The organism is Microcoleus sp. AT3-D2 (assembly GCF_036705715.1).
Lineage (GTDB): Bacteria > Cyanobacteriota > Cyanobacteriia > Cyanobacteriales > Microcoleaceae > Microcoleus.
The window spans coordinates 13,736-32,568 of sequence record NZ_JAUBVE010000032.1 but is presented as its reverse complement, the minus strand read 5'-3'; the positions used below and the strand labels follow the sequence as shown (position 1 = coordinate 32,568).

Genomic DNA, 18,833 nt, shown 5'->3' with positions numbered 1-18,833 from the left:
TCAATGTTTTTTGGGCGATCGCGTAATAAGATATACTGACTTTAATTCTGGTCTTTTTTTGAAAGCCTTGGCATAACTCTTTTAAAGTTGTATTTTAGACACCCTATAAGTGAGCTCGTCACCCATTTTTAGTTGGGAGATGTCTATTATACAAAAAATTAATCACCACGGCTTCGCCTACAAAAATTTATCTTAAATTTAACCAATCTTGAATTTCTTGCGCTAACCAAGCCGCCTCAATCTCTGTCAAATTTTTTCCTAAAACATAAAAGTAAGTTCCCATATCGTTACCGGCACGAATCTTGATTTGGTTTCCCGAAAGAGAGTTATTGTGAATGAAAGCACCCAAGAATTCTGATATTTCTCCTGTTTCTTGTAAGTATTTACACCCCAATACCTGATGTGTTATTTTAAAAAATTTGCGATTAAATTTAACTTGCTTTATCTCAAAAATAACCTTAACTAATAAACCTATTATAAGTACCGAAATTACTACCCCTATGCTCAATTTTCCTGTTAAAAAGGGGATAATTGTCGGGATAAATGTCATTAGCATTACTGTTCCTAGATAAGCAGATAATAAAGGCTTTCTGACTAAGACAGCCGGAATTTTAATGTGTAACTCCGTCGCTGATTTGCTAACTTGAATGAGACTGTGAGGCGGTTTAGCAATTTTCCTCACAGTCTCAATTTGAAGATTAGCCCCTTGTATGTTGCCCGATTTCAAAGCTGCTAAAGCCTCTCTAGCCTTGCTGAAACGCTTTTCTAACCCGATTTCCGTCATCTTCTCAATCCAGCTTACCAAAGTAGGATTGACACTCACGCGATCGCTAAACTGAATCCGAGAATCTTTCTGTGGTAAATCCGCAGGTGTCGCCCCCGTTAACAAATGAATTAAAGTAGCTCCCAAAGCATACAAATCCGAAGCCGCCACCGCCCGCCCCCAAAACTGTTCTAAGGGTGCATAGCCACTCGTTCCTACCACTGTAAACGTTACGCCTGTCACCGCCGCTTGAGCTTGTACCGCACCAAAATCTACTAGATAAACCTGCTGATCTTCCCCCAAAATTAAATTACTCGGCTTAATATCTCGGTGCAAAACCGGGGGACTCAATTCATGCAAATAAATTAAAATTTCCAGCACTTCAGTGGCAATTTTTCGTACTTGTTTTTCGGAAAAATGCTGACCATTTTCTAAAAATTCCTGAAGTGAAAATCCCGGAATATAATCTTGCACTAACCCAAACCAAGGCAATCCTGCTCCGGCTTCCCGCTCCAGGGAAAAATAATCTCGATAGCAAGGAATGCGGGGATGATTTAGCGCCTGCAAAACTTGTGCTTCTCTTTCAAAAAGCTTGAGTTCTTCCCACTGCATTTCCGGGCTAAAAGCTAACATTTTCAGCGTCACCTGTTCTTGAGACTCTAAATCTACTGCTAGCCAAGTTTGATGACCCGCCGCTGTGCGTCCTAAACGCTGTTGCAATTGATAACGTTCTTGTAAAATTTTTCCTGGATTTAACACAGCATTGCCCTCTTTTTTTTTATAGGGAATTTCCTTAACTATTAAATTAACTATTTTGCGGAGAGCGTTAAATTGCTACTAGAAGTAATTACCCGTGCATTTCTCCATTCGGCATAATTGTACCGCGCCACTGAGCACCTGATAAATTAGCAGTGCTCAAATCTGCCCTAATCAAAGTTGTGCGGTGCAAAATTGCCTCCCGCAAATCTGTTCTAGCCAGGTAAGCATCAGTCAAATCAGCTTCGCTCAAATTTGCCTGATTCAAATTAGCTCGACTCAAATCAGCCCGCACCAAATTAGCTCGACTCAAGTCAGCCATAATTAAATTAGCATTGCTCAACTTAACATCAGTCATAAATGCACCTCGCAAGTTAGCGCCAGCTAATTCAGCATCAAGTAACACAGCTCTTTCCAACTTAGCATTAGCCATTACAGCCCAGGAAAAATTTGTTTCTACCAAAGTTGCTTCAGTCAAAAATACGCCATCTAAAATAGCTTCGCTCAAATTCGCCTGAGTCAGATTTGCTTCTCCCAGAAATGCTTCAGTCAAATTAGCGTGACTGAGATTAGCTTTAGTCAAATCTGCACCTTGCAAATTGACGCCCCGCAAATCTGCACCTTGCAAATTTGTACCCCGCAAATTTGCACCCTCAAAAATCCGCGGCTCCTTCCGCAAATTTGCACCCCGCAAGCACGCACCGCGCATATCTGCACCTTGCAAATTCACACCTCGCATATCTGCATCGCTCAAATTTGCATCAATAAAAACGGCCAAAGAGATGTTGGCTTTGCGAAAGTCTGCACCTTGCAAAGTCGCTCCGTGGAAGTCTGCATCGGACAAATTTGCTCCGCTCAAGTTTGCTTGATTTAAGTTAGCACCACACAGCTTTGCATTAGTTAAATTTGCGCGCTGAAGGTTAATTCTGCTCAGATACGACATCGCTAAGTTTGCACCCCAGAGGTCAGCACTGCTTAAATTGACGCCAATTAAATCGGCACCGCTCAGGTATACGCCTCTGAGATTCATACCTTGAAAATCTAGTTCTCCTGATGTATATCGCCTTAAAATTTCGCTGGCATTCATATTTTTTTGTTGTGAATTAGGTACAATCTGCTATTTCTAGACTGCTTAAATTTATGTTCGCGCAGGCGGACTTAGTTTTTGTAGCGCCAGACTTGAGTCTGAGAAATTTGATGAAATTTCTTAAATTTCAGTTGGCGCAGGCCGACTTAGTTTTTTTGTGTAGCCTCAGACCTGAGTCGGGGTATTTAATGAGTTGGATTGACAAATTCTTGAGTCCAAAAGACTGTTTTGCTACCTAACTGTCGCCCATGAATTTTCACATGAGTAAGATATTTTGATTTTAAAGTACACAGTTTTTTGTGAATGTAGGTAGCTGTAGCCTGTTGGTTTGGTACTTCCGCAGACTCCAGAATCACATGGAGCCAACCGTCTTTAAATCCTACTGTAGCAGTAATTCCTTTAGGCTGTAGCAATTGATTAATCAATTGGGCGATCGCCTTTGGTTTGCCTTGCTTTGCCATTTCCAGAAGCTGATACTGATTTGCTTTATGGCTAGAGTTTTCCTGCGGTATGTCTGAAATATTTTCAACTAGGTTGCCTGTGATTTCAGAAGGATATTTTTCGCTTTCTTTTGACTCCAATTCACTCAAAATTTCCAGCAATTTATCGGTAAACTTCTGAACTTTACCTACATACTCTCTAAGATTTTTATATTTCCAGTACAAACGCTCCTCTACACTTCCCGTAGAAAATTTTCCGTTCAAAGCAGCTTCTAACTGGGTGAATATATTTTCTATTTGCGCCGTTGCGGAGTTAGCACTGTGAGTGACTAATTCTGTCATTTCTTCTTCCAATCCCAACTTGCGTTTGATGGAATCGCTAATATTTATAATAACAGGAGCCGCCGGTTCTAAAATTTCGATAATAGTCGGCATTTCTGCAACTGGGAATGTTTCTACGATTTCCTGTTTGAACTCGGTAGCATAATTATTGCTGGTTTCGGGTTCTTTAAACGGTAGATTTTCTGCCGTGTCCGGCACTAAGTAACTCTTTTGAGGATCATAATGATAATGAGGTGGAGCAGCTTGAAGGATGTGAGTAATCTCGCCTGGATCAAAATAATCGGTGCGCCTGTCCACCAGCTCGCTCTCTTCATAAACACTGTTGTTTAAATGTGTCTGATCGTAATCTTCGCTAGCCGAAGATTCGGCTTCATAAGATTCTTCCTGTTGCATTTTTGCGTAACAAGGATTCATCGCTTTGATGATTACGCTCGCAGCTTGGTCGTTTTCATCTCTGTTGTCAAGATTGCTAGCAGTTCTGTACAAATGAGATTCCAGTTCGGCTAGGCTACCACAGACATTAAACAGTTGTCGCAGTAGATTGTCAAGTTCTTGAGTTTTCAGCAGTAGCCAGTCGCGATCGCTAAAAGTAAACTCGTGATAAAGAGTAGAAAAAATTAGGATTTTTGCCCTCAGCGGATTTGTTTGCTGCAAAATTTTTTGTCTGACATCAAATAATTTGCCGGGGTTTCTTGCCCTTTCTTCGCTGCTGGGTATTTCCGAACTAAAGTGTTCTTCAAATGCGGGAGCTTCCTGACCGCCAAAACTAGATATGTTTACTTCTAATTTGGTGAAATCTTCAAATTCATACAGCCTGCTAAGTTGACATACTATGAGATCTGTTACTAAAGCATACTCGGTTTTTTTATTGACCTTAGAGACTATACTATTTAAAACAGCTTCAATGTCTTCTAACCTGCTGTATTTGGCGCACAGTTCTTCAATTAAAATTCTTACATCTGCGCTGGCGAGTTGGGCGGGGTCGTTTTCCCAGAACTCTTTACAAGCAAAAAATATTATTTTTTTAATGCGCGAGAGATTCACGTCTTGTTCTAATTCGCGAACAACTTCATCTAAAATAGATAAAGCTTTCATAGTTTTCCTCCCATAAAAATACCCTGTCAACACTCAGCAAGAAATAATACAATTATACCACATTTGATAAATGCAAGACTTTGATGCGATCGTAATTGGCAGCGGTATTGGCGGCTTAGTCGCCGGCTCGATGCTAGCTCGTTACGGCAAGCGGGTTCTCGTCTGCGAGAGCCACATTATAGCGGGCGGGGCAGCTCACAGCTTTTCGCGCCGAGGATTTCACTTTGATTCGGGGCCTTCTTTTTATTGCGGTTTGACTGACCCCCGGTCGTTCAATCCTCTGCGGCAAGTTTTTGATGTTTTGGAGGAATCGATCGCAGCAATTTCCTACGATCCGCTAGGGCATTACCATTTTCCAGAGGGAAGTTTGCCGATTTATGCTGATGCCAGAAGTTACTTAGATGCTGTAGCTAAGTTCGCACCGCAAGGTGCTGTAGAATTACAGCAATTTCAACAAAACTTATTGGTTTTGTATGAAGCTTTGCGTGGAATTCCGGCTTTAGCGCTGAGATCCGACTGGCAGTTAATACCTGTTTTGCTGTCCCGGTACTCGCCTGCTTTGCTGAAGCTGTTGCCGCTAGTAGGTGCGATCGCGGGTTCAGCAGGTTCCTTGATGGATCGGGACGTGCGTGACCCTTGGGTGCGACGTTTGATAGATTTGGAGTGCTTTTTGCTGTCGGGTTTGAAAGCGCACGGAACTGTCGCGCCGGAAATAGCTTTTATGATTGGCGAACGATCGCGCTGTGCGATCGAATATCCTGTAGGTGGCAGCGGTGCGATCGTCGATGCTTTAGTTCGAGGTTTGCAGCGCTGGGGAGGAAAATTGCGCCTGGGATCTGCCGTCGAGCAAATTTTAGTTGAATCCGGCAAAACCACCGGCGTTCGCTTGAAAAATGGTGAAGTTATCCGCGCCCCAATTGTCATTTCAAATGCCACAATCTGGGATACTTATACAAAATTACTGCGGCCTGAAGATTTGCCAGAAAGCTATCGAAAAAGCGCCTTGTCGATGCCAGCAGTAGACAGTTTCATGCACCTGCATTTAGGAATTAAAGCCGAAGGGCTCGAAGGTTTGACCGGCCACCACGTCGTCGTTCACGACAGCAAGAGTGACATTACAGTACCCGGAAATACTTGCATGATTTCGATTCCTACAGTGTGGGATGCAACTCTCGCGCCGCCCGGACATCACGCCGTTCACGCTTATACATTGGAGCCTTACGAAGGTTGGGAATATGGCGAATTGTATCAGCCGAAAAAGCAAGAGCGAGCGCAATCTCTGTTTCAAGCTTTAGAAAGAATTATACCCGATTTGCGATCGCGGATAGTCTTAGAGTCGATCGGCACACCGCTAACCCACGCCCGATTTTTACGCCGATATCAAGGAACTTACGGGCCTGCAATTGCCGCCGGAAAAGGCACATTTCCCGGCCCGCAAACACCAGTCAAAGGCTTGTATCGGGTGGGAGACAGCACCATGCCCGGAATTGGCGTGCCCGCTGTCGCAGCATCGGGTATTTTGTGCGCCAATACTTTGGTAAATTCGGATGTTACAGCACAATTTTTGTAAGCAAAGGAAGAAGGAAGTTCGGCAACGGATTATGTAACGGATGTAACGGATGTCAGGAAGAAGGAAGAAGGGAAATTAACTGGTTCCCAGCCTCTGGCTGGAAACCGAGATCCAGAGGCTCTGCCTCGCTTGCAAAAAAACAGGAGGCAGAGCAATAGTGAAATGCGTTCCCAGCCAGAGCCAGGGAAGGAGGAAAACGAGGGAAAAACTACTTTTTACAAAATCTGCCTGTTCCCGACACTGATTATCCACCAGCGGCAAAAGCGCCCATAATTGCGATCGACAAAGCCAAACCTGGCAACAGCAGCAATCCTAACATTAAAGCATCGTGTCCGCTCATCACTTTCTCCTGATATTGACCTTTGACATTATACTCTATAAACCGCAATCTTGCCTCGACCTTAATAATTAATTAAAACCTACATATAGATTCAGGATTGATAGGACAAATTTTATTAACAATGGGATTCCCGCGCAAGTCCAGTGTAGTCAACTTTTGCAAAGATTGCAGGAAACTGATATCAGAGATTTGATTGTTGTACAAGTCTAGTAAAAATAAATTATTTAAAGCTTGTAGCGCGCTGCTATCCGAAATCGGATTGTTGAACAGATAAAGTTGAGTCAAGTTAGTTAACGATTTCAGCGGACTGATGTCTGATATTTGATTGTTACCCAGGTTTAGTTCAATTAAATTAGTGAGCGATTTTAAAGGACTAATATCGGATATTTGATTTTGGAATAAAACCAATTTATTTAAGTTTGTTAGAGATTCCAGTGGAGTAAGGTCAGATATTTCATTGCCGAAGAGAAACAGCGTCTTGAGATTTTTCAAGGAAGCCAGCGGGGTGATATCCGATATTTTATTATTGTAAAGGTAGAGTATCTGGAGCTCAGTTAAATTTGCCAGAGGAGCGAGATCGGAAATTTGATTTTTGTATAGAATCAGCGCATTTAAGTTAGTTAAATTTTTCACCGGAGTGATGTCGAAAATTTTGTTGTCAAACAAGACAAGTGCGGTAAGATTAGTTAGACCTGCTAGGGGACTGATGTCTGAGATTTGATTCGTATCGAGAACGAGTATAGTCAGATTTTTTAGAGAGGAAAGCGAACTGATATCTGATATTTGATTGACATCTATAACCAGAGTTTTCAGGTTAGTTAAAGATTGCAGGGGAGCGATGTCAGATATTTGATTACTGCCGAGGATGAGATTAGTAAGTTGAGTGAAAGATGAGAGGGGGCTGATATCGGTAATTTGAAGATTTTTGAGGTTAAGTTCTTTTGTATTAGAAAGCAGTTCGTTGGCTCGATCGCACTCTGAGGTATCTGATATTTGCAACAGTATTTCTACCGTATGTTTTGCGCCGGGAGAGATGTTTTCTTTCTGCTTGCACCACTCGGAAAAATTATTATAAGTTGTCATGGGCTGTGCTGCCTTAATCGATTCTAGATGGGAGATTGGAAATTTTAGATAAGTATAGCAATTCTATTTCATTAGTGAATGAGATTTTTTTCGGGTTTTGAGAAATTTCAGCAAAAATTGTGTAAAGTAATCTTAACATCCTTAATTGCATTGCCTTCGCAGGAGCCAAGAGCCAGCTATGACACCAGAACTAATTTTTAATGTCGGTAATCTGTTCGTTGTGCCTTTCTGGGCAATTATGATTTTATTACCCAACTGGGGAATTACCCGAAAAGTGATGAATTCCTTTATTCCGTTTGCAGTGCTCGCCGTTTTGTACATATATTTGTTTGGTAGCAGTCTAACTGCGGAAAATGCGGCTGCTTTGTCCAATCCTAAGTTAGCAGATATTGCTAAGTTTCTGGGGGAGGAAACGGCGGCAGCTACGGGATGGATACATTTTTTAGTGATGGACTTGTTTGTGGGGCGCTGGATTTATTGGGAAGGACAGCGGACAGGAGTTTGGACGGTTCATTCTTTGGCTTTGTGCTTTTTTGCGGGGCCGATGGGATTGCTTTCTCATATTTTAACTGCTTGGATTACTCAAAGGTTTTTTCCAAGTTCTGAAAGTCTTTCAGGGGCGGGTTCTCCGGTTCACCCACAAGAAAATTGATGTATTGGGAAACGGGCTCTCTGGCCCGTTCGTCCCTAAGCATGGCGCAAGATATCAATAACAATATAGATCGTAGCTAAACCAGTTCCTTGTATTTTGAAAGAGGTAGATGGCGGTTTACTGTTGGGTGGGGCGGGTTTATGAAATTATGGGTTTTAGGCAATTATTGTTGGTGAAACACGCCCCTACAATCCTCGATCGCAGCTTGGAACTTTTACAAAATTTTACCATATTAAGAATTGGCTAGGGGCAGCACTAAACGAGCCACAATTAAATTGTTTTCTAACATTTCTATAGAAAAGTTTCCCCCCATTAAGCGTACTGCTCGCTGACAAATTAAAAGATTTTGCACGATCGACCTATTTGCAGAAACCGCTAATATATCGGGTTCGGAACCGCCGTTGAAGGCAGCAATTAACTGTCGATCGCACGCGCCGCTATCGATCACAGACAATTCTAGCAAATCTTCCCCCAACAACTGAGAGCGAATCTCAATCTTGGCGCCAACAGCAGAGCGCCTGCAAGCCGTCGCCAGCAATTCGCACAGGATCAAATCCAGCTTGATACTGTCCCCGCGAACGCTCAAAGTCTGACCCGCAGGCATCGACACAGCAGTTTCTCTGTGCACATCCAGCAAGACTTTCGACTGTTTGACCAGGGAGGCAGTTCGATCGAGCGATCGCCTCAGCCAAGCGCTCACAGGCACCGCATCTTGTCCGAATTGCAGCCGCCAATGTTCCTGTTTCAGCAGCAAATGAGTTGACCCCAAAGCATTGCCCATTTGCCGCAAAACCTGTTGGTAGCGCAAAATTTTCAGAGCATCCTTTTGTTCCTTCGCCGACTGCAAAATCGATTGACTCAACTCCCCCAACTCCTTCACCCCCGCTCCCACCGTGCGGTAAAACTCCTCAAAACGGCGCTGTTTGTACCAGTTGAGCAACTCCAGATCCAATCGCTGCGACTCCTGGATCGATTGCACCGCCAAATACCTGCGCCACCAAGCCAACTGAGACGCCATCGAGCTGAGTAAACTCACCGACAACTCCGACCACTGGCGGCCCGGAGCGTCCGCAGCCACCACAATGCCCGCCGGAGCGTGTTCTGGGGCCGTCCGCAGCGCCACCGTCAGAATCTCGCCAATTCCCGGACTGCGGAGCCACCGCTTCGTCGCCAGTGGCAGTTGGCTCGTGCTCTGTTGCACCACGGAGTTAGCAGCCAGGGTTTGTTGGATCAAAGCATCTGTTTTGACAGGAATCACCGCCTCGGGATTGAGGGCAAATACGGGATTGGCAGCTACCGTCGCCACGATGGAACCTTCCTCGTCACCGGGATTCCAAGTAATTACGGCTACTAAAGGACAGGAAATTGTCTGGGAAACGTGTTGAGCAAAGTTACGATCAAGCTTTTGTAGCGGCAACTCTGGGAACATCGTCGGTGAAGCAGCAGCTATCTCTTGCTCAGATTGCTCATCAGGATAATGGTGCAAAACCGCCAAACCCGATTTGAGCGATCGCTCAAATTGCTGATATTTGTCGATTGCCGAACTCTGCTGCCACGAGTGCAGGATCAATCCGAGTTGTTCGCCCACTAGCCGAACTAATTCTTGCTCAGATCGCCTCCAAGTGCGAGTTGCATTGTGTCCGACAACCAGCAAACCCTCGATCGATTTGCCATTGGCGATTTTCGATTTTAGATTGGGGTTTTCTCCGTCTTTCTTTTTCCCCCTCGTGCTCGATGCCAAAAGCGATCGCACCCCCGCTTCCCCCAACACATCCCGCCAAGCGCCCAACCGCTCGTCTTCCTCCCAATTTTCAATAGCTAGAGGTGCACTTTCTTCCAACAGCCCCACGTCAGCCACATCGAGGGCGTTGAGTGGCGACGGCACTGACCTGCGGTTGCGGGGCAGATTTTGGCAGACAATTTCAAAGCGATTTTGTTCTTCGCCGTACAGCAGCAGCAAAAAGTATTCGCATTTGAGCCGATCGCACAACTGTTCGGCGGTATTTTTCAAAGTCGCCTCCCAGTCAGCATCGCTGTAGATGGCGTGAGCTATTCCGGCAGTTAAATCTCGATCAATCTCAATTTGCTGAATTTTCTCCTCCATCTCCGAGACAGGAGCCGTCAGAGCCACTAACTGCGCCACTCCCCGCAGATAATGCTTTTCATTGTCTTGCCAAATCCGGGGTTCGCCGGCTTCGACTGCCAAAAATCCCAACAATTCCCCTTCCGAAACAATCGGCGCCGCCAACAGAGAGCGAGCGCGGATTTGCTGCATCAACCGCCCCGTTAGCTCAGTTTTCAGAGAACTTTGAGATTCACCGATCCAAACCATTTCTTCCCTGCCCAAAGCCTGATAAAATTCGCCCAAGTCTTGGACGGTGATGCCCGAAGCCGGTCGGGCCGGCCCGCCCAAACCCGGAGTAACTTCGCGGTTGCTGACTCGGCGCCAAAAATAGCGTCGCTCTCGCTCGAACCAATAAACATTGGTGCGTGTCGGCTCGATAAATTCATGAGTTTGTTCGACAACAGCTTGCAAGTATTGGTCGAGCGATCGCAATTCCCCCAACTGCGAAATCAGCGCTAAAAGAGACTCATCTGGGTGTTTAACTTGTTGTCGCTGCCAGTCTTTTTCTATTTGGTAAAGAGCAGTTGCCAGCGCTCCAAATACGATCGCCAACTGCGTTTTTTCCCCGGACTTTGGCGACGCTCCCCATACCTCAGTGCCGAGCAAAATCACGCCGTAGCAGCGGTCTTTGTAGCGCAGGGGAAACAGAGTCGTGCCTTGAATATTGAAAGTTTGAGCTGCTTTGCGCCATTCTCCGGCTCTACTTTCCGATCGCAAATCCGGGACTCCCACCGGGCGGAGCTGAATCACCACTTGTTCGAGCAAATCTCCTGGGCTGAGGGCAAACCGCTGTTTGAGAAAAGACTGGTCGCCGTTAGGAGTTATGCCGCCTTTCCCGAACAATCTGTGCGCCTGTCGATCGTACAACCCGATCCAAATCAACCGCCAGTCAAATTCCGCTTGCAAGTAACCGAGTGTGGTCGAAAGTAGCACTTCAACATTCTCCTCTTCTCGGAGAGTCTGGAGAACGCGCTCTAGGGTCGCGATTTGTTCGTCTAAATCCTTCGGTCTTTGCTGCTGCCCCATTTCCAAGCTTCCCCGCACCTTGTCTAATTTAAAATTACTAACTTAAATGTTCAAAAAAATAAAATGCCAAAGAATCAACTTATAATATAATCGTCTCACTTATCCTTCAATCTCAAACATTGGATAAAGTCGATCGAAGTTGAAGTAAAAACTTCGCCTTCGCTGTCTGCTCGTGAATATTTTTATTTCCCTTCTCATTTCTAATTTGTAAATTGCCCCAGTACAAATCATTGGATATTTATCAATCAAGTGTACGCCCGCTGTTGTTTTCCGTATTGAAAACCGATGCCGAGTGGCTGCACAACCGCACTCTCCAAGTTCTCGAACTCGCAGCCAGAACCCAGTCAAACCCCGCAACCAGCCAAATGCTCTCCCGATTGCAGAAATCTTTGGGAGTCCAAGATTCTCGCCTCGAACAATCTTTGTGGGGACTGAGCTTTAACAATCCTGTCGGCTTGGCCGCCGGATTTGATAAAAACGGCGTAGCTGCTGACATTTGGGCAAATTTTGGCTTTGGCTTTGCCGAACTTGGCACTGTCACTTGTCAACCGCAGCCGGGAAACCCTCAACCTCGCTTGTTTCGCTTGACGGAGGACAGTGCAGCCCTCAACCGCATGGGATTTAACAATCAAGGAGCCGCGGCAATGGCAGCCCGGTTTCAGGCAGCACAGAAACAGTCAAAATTCGATGCCCAGCGCCCCATGGCTCAGTCTCCGTTCCCCTTGGGCATCAATCTCGGTAAATCTAAGGTAACACCGTTAGAGCAGGCAGCAGCCGACTATTTGGAGAGTTTTAAGCTGCTGAAAGATTGGGGCGACTATTTTGTAGTGAACGTTTCGTCTCCGAATACGCCTGGGTTGCGATCGCTCCAAGATGCTGCTGGGCTTAGCACAATTTTGGAAATTTTGCAACAAGAAAATCAGGGAATCAAGCCAATTTTAGTCAAGATTGCGCCGGATTTGGAGTCGGAGGCGATCGTATCAATCCTCGACTTAGCAAAAACCTACCAACTAGCAGGAATTATCGCCACAAATACCACCATCCGCCGCGACGGATTGAAAACACAAATATTGCGAGAAACAGGCAAACCAATCGCCGAAGAAGCCGGGGGAATTAGCGGGCTTCCAGTGCGAGAGCGATCGACAGAAGTAATCCGATTTATCTGGCAATATACAAAAGGCGAATTGCCCATAATTGGAGTTGGCGGCATTTTCACCGCCGAAGATGCTTGGGAAAAAATAGCCGCCGGTGCGAGTTTAATTCAAGTTTACACTGGTTGGGTTTACGAAGGGCCTTGGATGGTGCGTCGGATTCTCCAAGGTTTGTTGCAAAAGTTAGAAGAACGCGGATTTAGTTCGATTTCTGAGGCAGTAGGTTGCGGGAATAAATAGGTAAGAGAAAACCCATCATGTCTTTCAGTTGTCATAGGAGTAATGGTTATCATTCAGTATCAAATTGGAAAACCCATTGAAGAACCTATTAAAGAACTCATTATTCAGTTGCAGCCTCACGATGCCCAGCAAGTTTTTGGCGGAAACATTCCCGCTTTCCAATGTTGGCGAACCTTGACTGCAGCTCGCGGGAAAAATGCTTCTGAATTATTAACAGGTGTTTTTTTAAGTTCTTTGACTGCTCCGCTGGATTTATCTAGCCACAAGGCTCCAAGATGATCTTCATCTGGTCCGAAGTGGTAAATGACGGCAGTATCATCCTCTTGTTCTTTCAAAAGTAAAACGTAAAAAGCCATATTTCGTTCTGTGGTGAGTTAGTTTCTTATAATTCTACCCTAACAGAACTGGTTTGCTGACAGCGTAACACTGTACTAGGACTTACGCAGACTACCTGACCAGACGCTACCTTTAGTAGTAATCCGCAAGTCCTATTTAAGTCAATACCTTCTGCTATGGCTGCGGTGGTGGATTCCAGGAGCGACCGGAGTGTAAAGTTGCTTCGTGTGCCCTGCGCCAGTTCGTGCGGAAGATGCTCTCAAACCTGGCCTCAAAGTATTCATGTTCAAGTAATCGTATATCCTCAGAGTTATATTGATTCTCGTACAATCTTGTCCACGCATCAGCAATGTCTGGATCTGCATCGAAAAATCCAACTCTGTCATCTAATTGGTGTTTGCGATAAAATAGGTGCTCTTTGATGCGCTGAATGCGAAACTGTAACCAACCTGTGTTGCGTGCAATCTCTTCTACATCGTTACTATAACTGCGAATTTTATCATAAGCTTCAGGAGCATATTGCTCCAATCTTGTTAAATAGTCAAACATCGAGAATTAAAGGGTGAAAAAGCATTTTATTATAAAAATATCATAGCATAAATGTCCGTCAGATTCCCAATTTTCTAATAATTTTTCTATAACTCCGTCTGACGCACCCTACCAGTTGAGCGAGCGTGTGACACTTACGCCATCAGCTTGGAATCGAACTTTTGTCATACCGCGCTTTGCTTCAGAGCTTGGGCCACTTGCAATTTTTGGTACAGAAAGGGACTTTTTTCTCTACAGGACTGTTGCAGTTGAGGAGCTTTGTTAATTGCTTGTGCTTTTCCTTTCCGATCGTGATAGTCAGCTTCTCCAGCAGCTAACCAGCTTTGGCAGTCTCCTCTAATATCCATGAGTTCACCCAGAATCTGACTCACAGTGCGATCGCTAAAAAAAACTATAGCGGTTCTCAGCAAAGTCAGGTACTCTTCCAATGCCCAATGCCCCATGCCCCATGCCCAATGCCCCATACCCAATGCCCAATGCCCAATGCCCAATGCCCAATGCCCAATGCCCAATGCCCAATGCCCAATGCCCAATGCCCAAGAACACCTCATGTTACTGAGAAAGCCTATAATCAAATATTTCCGCTAATTTCAAAGCATTAACTTGAGCTTGAGCTTTATGCAGCGACTCCTGCCATTCCCTTTCTGGATCGCTATCAGCAACAATCCCCGCACCCACTTGTCCCCAAACAACTCCTCCCGTCGTACCGTCACTTTTTGGTGCATATAAAAGGGTGCGAATCAAAATATTTAAATCCAGGTTGCCGCGCCAGTCCAAATAACCGCAGGAACCGTAAAATAAATTGCGCTTCACGGGTTCCAATTCTTCGATGATTTCCAGACAGCGCACTTTCGGACAACCTGTAATCGTACCGCCCGGAAATACCCCTCGAATTAAGTCGATCGCGTCGCAATCTTGTCTTAATGTACCGATAACATTACTGACGAGGTGCATCACGTGACTGTAGCGTTCAATAGTCAGAAATTCGTTAACTTTTACCGACCCCCATTCACACACCCTCCCGATATCGTTGCGCTCTAAATCAACTAACATAATATGTTCGGCTCTTTCTTTGATATTCTCTATTAATTCCTGTGCTAACTGCTCATCTTGAATGCAGGTTAAACCTCGCGGTCTCGTTCCCGCGATCGGTCTAGTATCCACTTTTTTTCCTAATAATTGAACGAGTCTTTCCGGCGAACAACTAACTATCGCCCCCCACGGAGTTTGCCAATAACTTGCAAAAGGCGAAGGATTGATCCGTTGCAAAGCGCGGTAAATTGACCAACTACTGCAATCTGTACGGGCTTCAAACCGCAAAGATAAATTAGCTTGAAAAATATCGCCAGCATGAATATACTTCTGAGCTTTTCGCACTATTTCTTTATACTCACTCTGAGATAATTGGAAAATAGGAGTAGCGGAATTTTGTTGATAATTTTCCGGTAAATTATTCTGGATTATTTCTCGCTGGGTTTGCTCTAATTGATGCTGCATAACATCGAGGTGAGAAGGTTGACTCGCAGCCAACCAGAGAATTTGCGTTTGACGGTCTAAAACCGCAAAAGATTCTGGTTCGTACCAACAGCTAACCGGGAAAGGAAGCGGATCGGTATTGAGTTGGGGCAGGCGTTCAATTTCCCATGCTAAATCATAACCTAGCCATCCCAACCAACCCCCACTAAAAGGAATTTCCGGCGGTACATTCACTACTAAATTTTGCTTTTGAGAGTCCAAAAGAGCGCGCAAAAAAGGTAAAATTTCACCGACTGGCGGTGTCCATAGCTGAGATTGACCGTCAATTATCCGGGGAGAACCTGCACAAATAGAATATCGTGCCAAGTTAGTAGAAGATGCAACTGGACTTTCTAGCAGAACAGCCATATCGCGGGGGAAACAATCCAATATTGAGCTTGCACTGTCGGCAGTTTTACCGAGAAATAAAATTTGAAAAATCTCAGCTCCGCTGCGCTGATTTAGGGGAAGCTTTCGCCAATGCCAAGGTTGTATTGGTTTCATAATTGATTGCACTATAGTTAACACTTTCAGGACTTACGCAACGAGTCAATTTTGACACAATCTGTAGTAGTAAGGTGCACAGTTCGCACCCTCCTAAAATCGATTGAAAGCGTTATCTCAGCCATTACTTACAACTTTCCAAACATCTCGGTTTGCCTCTTTTTTGAGGCGTATCCAACCCCTAACGGAGTTAATGAGAAATAGAGTTTGGGTACTGTGCAAATCATCTAAGGTAATTAATTTTTCTCGGATTTTTCCCTCCTCTAAAAGTTGAGAACGAAACGTCCCCGGTAATAAACCGCACTTGACGGGAGGTGTGATTAAACCTGCGGGTGTATCGATCGCGATATTGGCGATCGTGGATTCGGTGATAACTCCATCTTGATTCCACAGCAAGACATCCTGATATTCGGGCTGCGACTCCAAAGCCATTGTATAAGGCAATCGGTAAGTTGTCTTGTGGTAAAGAAATGGGTTTTGAGAATCGATCGGTTTGCGGGCAATTCCCACAGATGCACCGATTTTTAAGATACCGCTATCTAGTGTCTGAGCTTGTAATGTTATTTTACCATCACAAGATATTGTTAACCGTATTTTGTGTTTGACAGACCCGCAAGTCATACTTAATGCTTGTAAAGCTTTGCTTGTTTCTGTTAGCGATAGAGGGAAATTAAAATAATCAGCCGATCGCTCTAATCTTTGAAGATGTCTGTCTAGCAAAAAATAGCCGTTTTTGGGCTCCCATAAAAATGATTCCAGCAATTCAAAGTTGGGCTGTTGTTGAATCATATTTTTTTCAATATAATGTAAATTCGGTAACTAGACATTTTTTAGACCCGCGCAGCGGTCTGTTGGTGTAATTATATAGGAAGATAACTTGAATTTATGTTGCCTAAATCCTTTATATTTCCATGGCGCCTTGCCATCGGGCTGTTAATATTAACCTCAGTGCTCACACCGCTAGCCCTCAACTACTACGTCCGATTTGTTACCCGCAACTACCGCCACAGCGATATAGCTAACGTGCCTGCTGAATCCATCGCTATAGTTTTTGGTGCCGGAGTTTGGGAAGACGGCACTCCAAGCCCCATGTTAGCCGATCGAGTGCAAGCAGCCGTCGATTTGTACAAAGCGGGGCGAGTGGACAAACTTTTGATGACAGGAGACAATAGCACCGTCGATTACAACGAAGTCCAAGCAATGCAGGACTACGCCGAAGCCCAAGGCGTACCGATTAATAATATCGTTCTCGATTATGCCGGATTTAGTACCTATGAAAGTTGCTACCGGGCGAAAGAGATTTTTGGCATAACGCAGGCTGTTTTAGTTACCCAAAACTTTCACTTAGCCCGCGCTGTTTATACCTGTCGCCGGTTGGGCATACAGGCGATCGGCTTAGGAACGCCGGATTGGGGCAAATTTCGCCAAAAGGGCATGATTCGCTACACTTTCCGCGAATTTTTGGCAGTAATTAAAGCGCTTTGGGAAGTGCGCGTTACCCGTCCCGAACCGACTTTTTTGGGGCCGTTTGAAGGAATTAAAGAAAAGTGATGAGTGGTCTGTTGAAAACTTTAGTCCTTGCTTTAAGGACTAAAGTCTTCACTAAAAACGGGTTTTATTACAACTAACCGGACATCAGGTAAGTCCGGGAGTTGTAAGTTTTGAGTTAAACAAAACTTACAACAAAACTCACAAATCATAGCTGGCCCGTTGCGGTAGTGTTCCATAACTTACTCGCGTTTGGAAAGACCAGCCAGCGACCAAGTTAGGCTCACCATCATTAAGCGGCCTAGAGCCTTCAAACGTTCTTCGGCGTTATTTTCAATCGTTTGAGACAGAGTTTCAGACTTAAGATTTTTCGACAATTCTTCAGCAGTTTCTGCTGGTTTTTCCAACTGAGGTTGTTCAGAAGATGTCTCAAGGCTGACTTGTGGCTGCTGATTTTTTTCTTCGGTCATTTTCTGAGTCACCTCCTGGAGTTATTGCATACATAACCCTTAATACAAATGTAATTTATTTGTATCCGGGATTTGGCGAGTCAAGTTTCCCGTACCCGACAATCGCAGTTACCAACTGACTTAAAAGTTTTGATGTCAGTTGTTAGCTATCTTAAATCGCACTTACCCAATTTTCCTCAAAAACGAGGTTTACTCACAGATAGGTCGTCCTCCACCAATTTTTTGTAAGAAACGGGATTTCTGAGCCTAAGTCCTGTTAAATTCAAAACTCACACACTACTACCGATGATGCACATCACTGAATTGTTATATTTACTTAACAGTAATATTTCCGAGATTCTGATATTGTTAAAGCTTAACAATTAATTTTGCTCGGATTTATCTCAATCTGCAAGCAACCGTCTGGAAATTTTTAACAAACTGAAGGTGTAGAGCCGATGGCAATTTATGTTGATACTGCAATTGTAGCGGAAGCCGCACGGGCGAGCAAGTTCGGATGGGTAGCGGGAATTACTACTAATCCGACACTTTTGACAAAAAGTGAGTTATCTCCTGAGCAAACCCTTAAACAACTGGCACAACTGATTCCTGGGGAAGTGTATTATCAGCTAATGGCATCTGATGTTGATGGCATGGTAGCAGAAGGAAAAGCGGCTTTTGAATTAATTGGACAGCAAACAGTGTTGAAAGTTCCAGCAACGGCGGCTGGTTTCCAAGCAGTAGCACATTTGTCACCGTCCATTCCTTGCGCGGTGACGGCGATATACAGCGCATCACAAGCAGTTGTCTCAGCAGAAGCGGGGGCCAAATATGCGATCGCCTATGTGAATCGCGCCACCAGATTGTTGGGAGACGGTTTTGCGTTAGTGCGGGATATGGCCAATGTGTTGCAGAGAACTAATACTGAGATTTTGGCAGCTAGCATTAAATCGCCGGAAGAAGCGGTAAAGACTTTATTAGCTGGAGCACATCATTTGACATTGCCTTTTGACCTGTTGCAGGCGATCGCAGTTCATGAATTATCGCAGCAAACTGTTGATGAATTTGCCAAAAATGGGCGGGGAATTAGTTATTAGATTTTGCAATACAGAAAACTTCTTTAATTCTGGAGTAAGTATCATTCGCTCGCTGACTGCATATGAGTTTGGCTATTTTGTCTACTGTCGGCAACAGTTGTTGATAAATATGACTTTTATGAAGTCAAGGTTATGACTTTTATGAATTGACTTTGAGAGCTGCTTATTGAATAATTTCAATCAACCGCACGGCATCTCCAAACTTCTACTCTTAAATGTCAGGGC

16 protein-coding genes are annotated in these 18,833 nt (G+C 44.5%); 5 read left to right on the top strand and 11 right to left on the bottom strand.

Annotated elements, in window-relative coordinates; genetic code table 11:
- Window positions 1–187: 187 nt before the first annotated feature.
- From QUB44_RS15435 to QUB44_RS15425, 3 genes are all read right to left on the bottom strand, one after another.
- Entirely contained in the window at window positions 188–1,522 is a 1,335-nt protein-coding gene (locus QUB44_RS15435; protein WP_333368977.1) for a serine/threonine-protein kinase, read from the bottom strand.
- A gap of 88 nt (window positions 1,523–1,610) precedes the next feature.
- A complete protein-coding gene (locus QUB44_RS15430; RefSeq protein ID WP_333368975.1) occupies window positions 1,611–2,606 on the bottom strand; it encodes a pentapeptide repeat-containing protein in 996 nt (331 codons plus the stop codon).
- Between the two features lie 185 nt (window positions 2,607–2,791).
- Window positions 2,792–4,483 (bottom strand): hypothetical protein, encoded by a 1,692-nt coding sequence (locus tag QUB44_RS15425; RefSeq protein ID WP_333368973.1) that lies wholly within the window; start codon window positions 4,481–4,483, stop codon window positions 2,792–2,794.
- Window positions 4,484–4,553: 70 nt separating this feature from the next.
- Between QUB44_RS15425 and QUB44_RS15420 the strand changes: the two genes are divergently transcribed.
- Window positions 4,554–6,053 carry an NAD(P)/FAD-dependent oxidoreductase gene (locus tag QUB44_RS15420; RefSeq protein WP_333368971.1) on the top strand — a complete coding sequence of 500 codons (1,500 nt, stop codon included), beginning with the start codon at window positions 4,554–4,556 and terminating at the stop codon, window positions 6,051–6,053.
- Window positions 6,054–6,465: 412 nt separating this feature from the next.
- Here QUB44_RS15420 and QUB44_RS15415 read toward each other — a convergent pair whose 3' ends face one another.
- Complete coding sequence (locus QUB44_RS15415; RefSeq protein ID WP_333368969.1) at window positions 6,466–7,476, bottom strand: leucine-rich repeat domain-containing protein; 1,011 nt, start codon at window positions 7,474–7,476, stop codon at window positions 6,466–6,468.
- 178 nt (window positions 7,477–7,654) lie between these two features.
- On the opposite strand from QUB44_RS15415, the gene QUB44_RS15410 reads away from it, so the two are divergent.
- Window positions 7,655–8,128 carry an ABA4-like family protein gene (locus tag QUB44_RS15410; protein WP_333368967.1) on the top strand — a complete coding sequence of 158 codons (474 nt, stop codon included), beginning with the start codon at window positions 7,655–7,657 and terminating at the stop codon, window positions 8,126–8,128.
- A gap of 232 nt (window positions 8,129–8,360) precedes the next feature.
- On the opposite strand, the gene QUB44_RS15405 is transcribed toward QUB44_RS15410, so the two are convergent.
- Window positions 8,361–11,279, bottom strand: coding sequence for a GAF domain-containing protein (locus QUB44_RS15405; RefSeq protein WP_333368965.1), 2,919 nt, complete (start codon window positions 11,277–11,279; stop codon window positions 8,361–8,363).
- A 230-nt stretch (window positions 11,280–11,509) separates the two neighbouring features.
- Between QUB44_RS15405 and QUB44_RS15400 the strand changes: the two genes are divergently transcribed.
- On the top strand, window positions 11,510–12,670 hold the full coding sequence (locus QUB44_RS15400; RefSeq protein ID WP_333368963.1) for a quinone-dependent dihydroorotate dehydrogenase: 1,161 nt from the start codon (window positions 11,510–11,512) through the stop codon (window positions 12,668–12,670).
- A 116-nt stretch (window positions 12,671–12,786) separates the two neighbouring features.
- Here QUB44_RS15400 and QUB44_RS15395 read toward each other — a convergent pair whose 3' ends face one another.
- The 5 genes from QUB44_RS15395 to QUB44_RS15375 all read right to left on the bottom strand — a co-directional run bounded on the left by QUB44_RS15395 (window position 12,787) and on the right by QUB44_RS15375 (window position 16,363).
- Window positions 12,787–13,026, bottom strand: coding sequence for a hypothetical protein (locus QUB44_RS15395; protein ID WP_333368961.1), 240 nt, complete (start codon window positions 13,024–13,026; stop codon window positions 12,787–12,789).
- Between the two features lie 154 nt (window positions 13,027–13,180).
- Window positions 13,181–13,555 carry a hypothetical protein gene (locus QUB44_RS15390; RefSeq protein WP_333368959.1) on the bottom strand — a complete coding sequence of 125 codons (375 nt, stop codon included), beginning with the start codon at window positions 13,553–13,555 and terminating at the stop codon, window positions 13,181–13,183.
- Between the two features lie 164 nt (window positions 13,556–13,719).
- Window positions 13,720–14,106, bottom strand: coding sequence for a hypothetical protein (locus tag QUB44_RS15385; protein ID WP_333368957.1), 387 nt, complete (start codon window positions 14,104–14,106; stop codon window positions 13,720–13,722).
- Window position 14,107: 1 nt separating this feature from the next.
- Window positions 14,108–15,574 carry an anthranilate synthase component I gene (locus tag QUB44_RS15380; protein WP_333368956.1) on the bottom strand — a complete coding sequence of 489 codons (1,467 nt, stop codon included), beginning with the start codon at window positions 15,572–15,574 and terminating at the stop codon, window positions 14,108–14,110.
- A 117-nt stretch (window positions 15,575–15,691) separates the two neighbouring features.
- Window positions 15,692–16,363 carry an aminotransferase class IV gene (locus tag QUB44_RS15375; RefSeq protein WP_333368953.1) on the bottom strand — a complete coding sequence of 224 codons (672 nt, stop codon included), beginning with the start codon at window positions 16,361–16,363 and terminating at the stop codon, window positions 15,692–15,694.
- A 96-nt stretch (window positions 16,364–16,459) separates the two neighbouring features.
- On the opposite strand from QUB44_RS15375, the gene QUB44_RS15370 reads away from it, so the two are divergent.
- The gene (locus QUB44_RS15370; RefSeq protein WP_333368950.1) at window positions 16,460–17,125 is read left to right on the top strand and encodes an ElyC/SanA/YdcF family protein; all 666 of its coding nucleotides are present in this window, start codon (window positions 16,460–16,462) and stop codon (window positions 17,123–17,125) included.
- A 179-nt stretch (window positions 17,126–17,304) separates the two neighbouring features.
- Here QUB44_RS15370 and QUB44_RS15365 read toward each other — a convergent pair whose 3' ends face one another.
- A complete protein-coding gene (locus tag QUB44_RS15365) occupies window positions 17,305–17,532 on the bottom strand; it encodes a hypothetical protein (RefSeq protein ID WP_333368947.1) in 228 nt (75 codons plus the stop codon).
- Window positions 17,533–17,969: 437 nt separating this feature from the next.
- On the opposite strand from QUB44_RS15365, the gene QUB44_RS15360 reads away from it, so the two are divergent.
- Window positions 17,970–18,608 carry a transaldolase family protein gene (locus QUB44_RS15360; protein WP_333368943.1) on the top strand — a complete coding sequence of 213 codons (639 nt, stop codon included), beginning with the start codon at window positions 17,970–17,972 and terminating at the stop codon, window positions 18,606–18,608.
- Window positions 18,609–18,833: the final 225 nt, after the last annotated feature.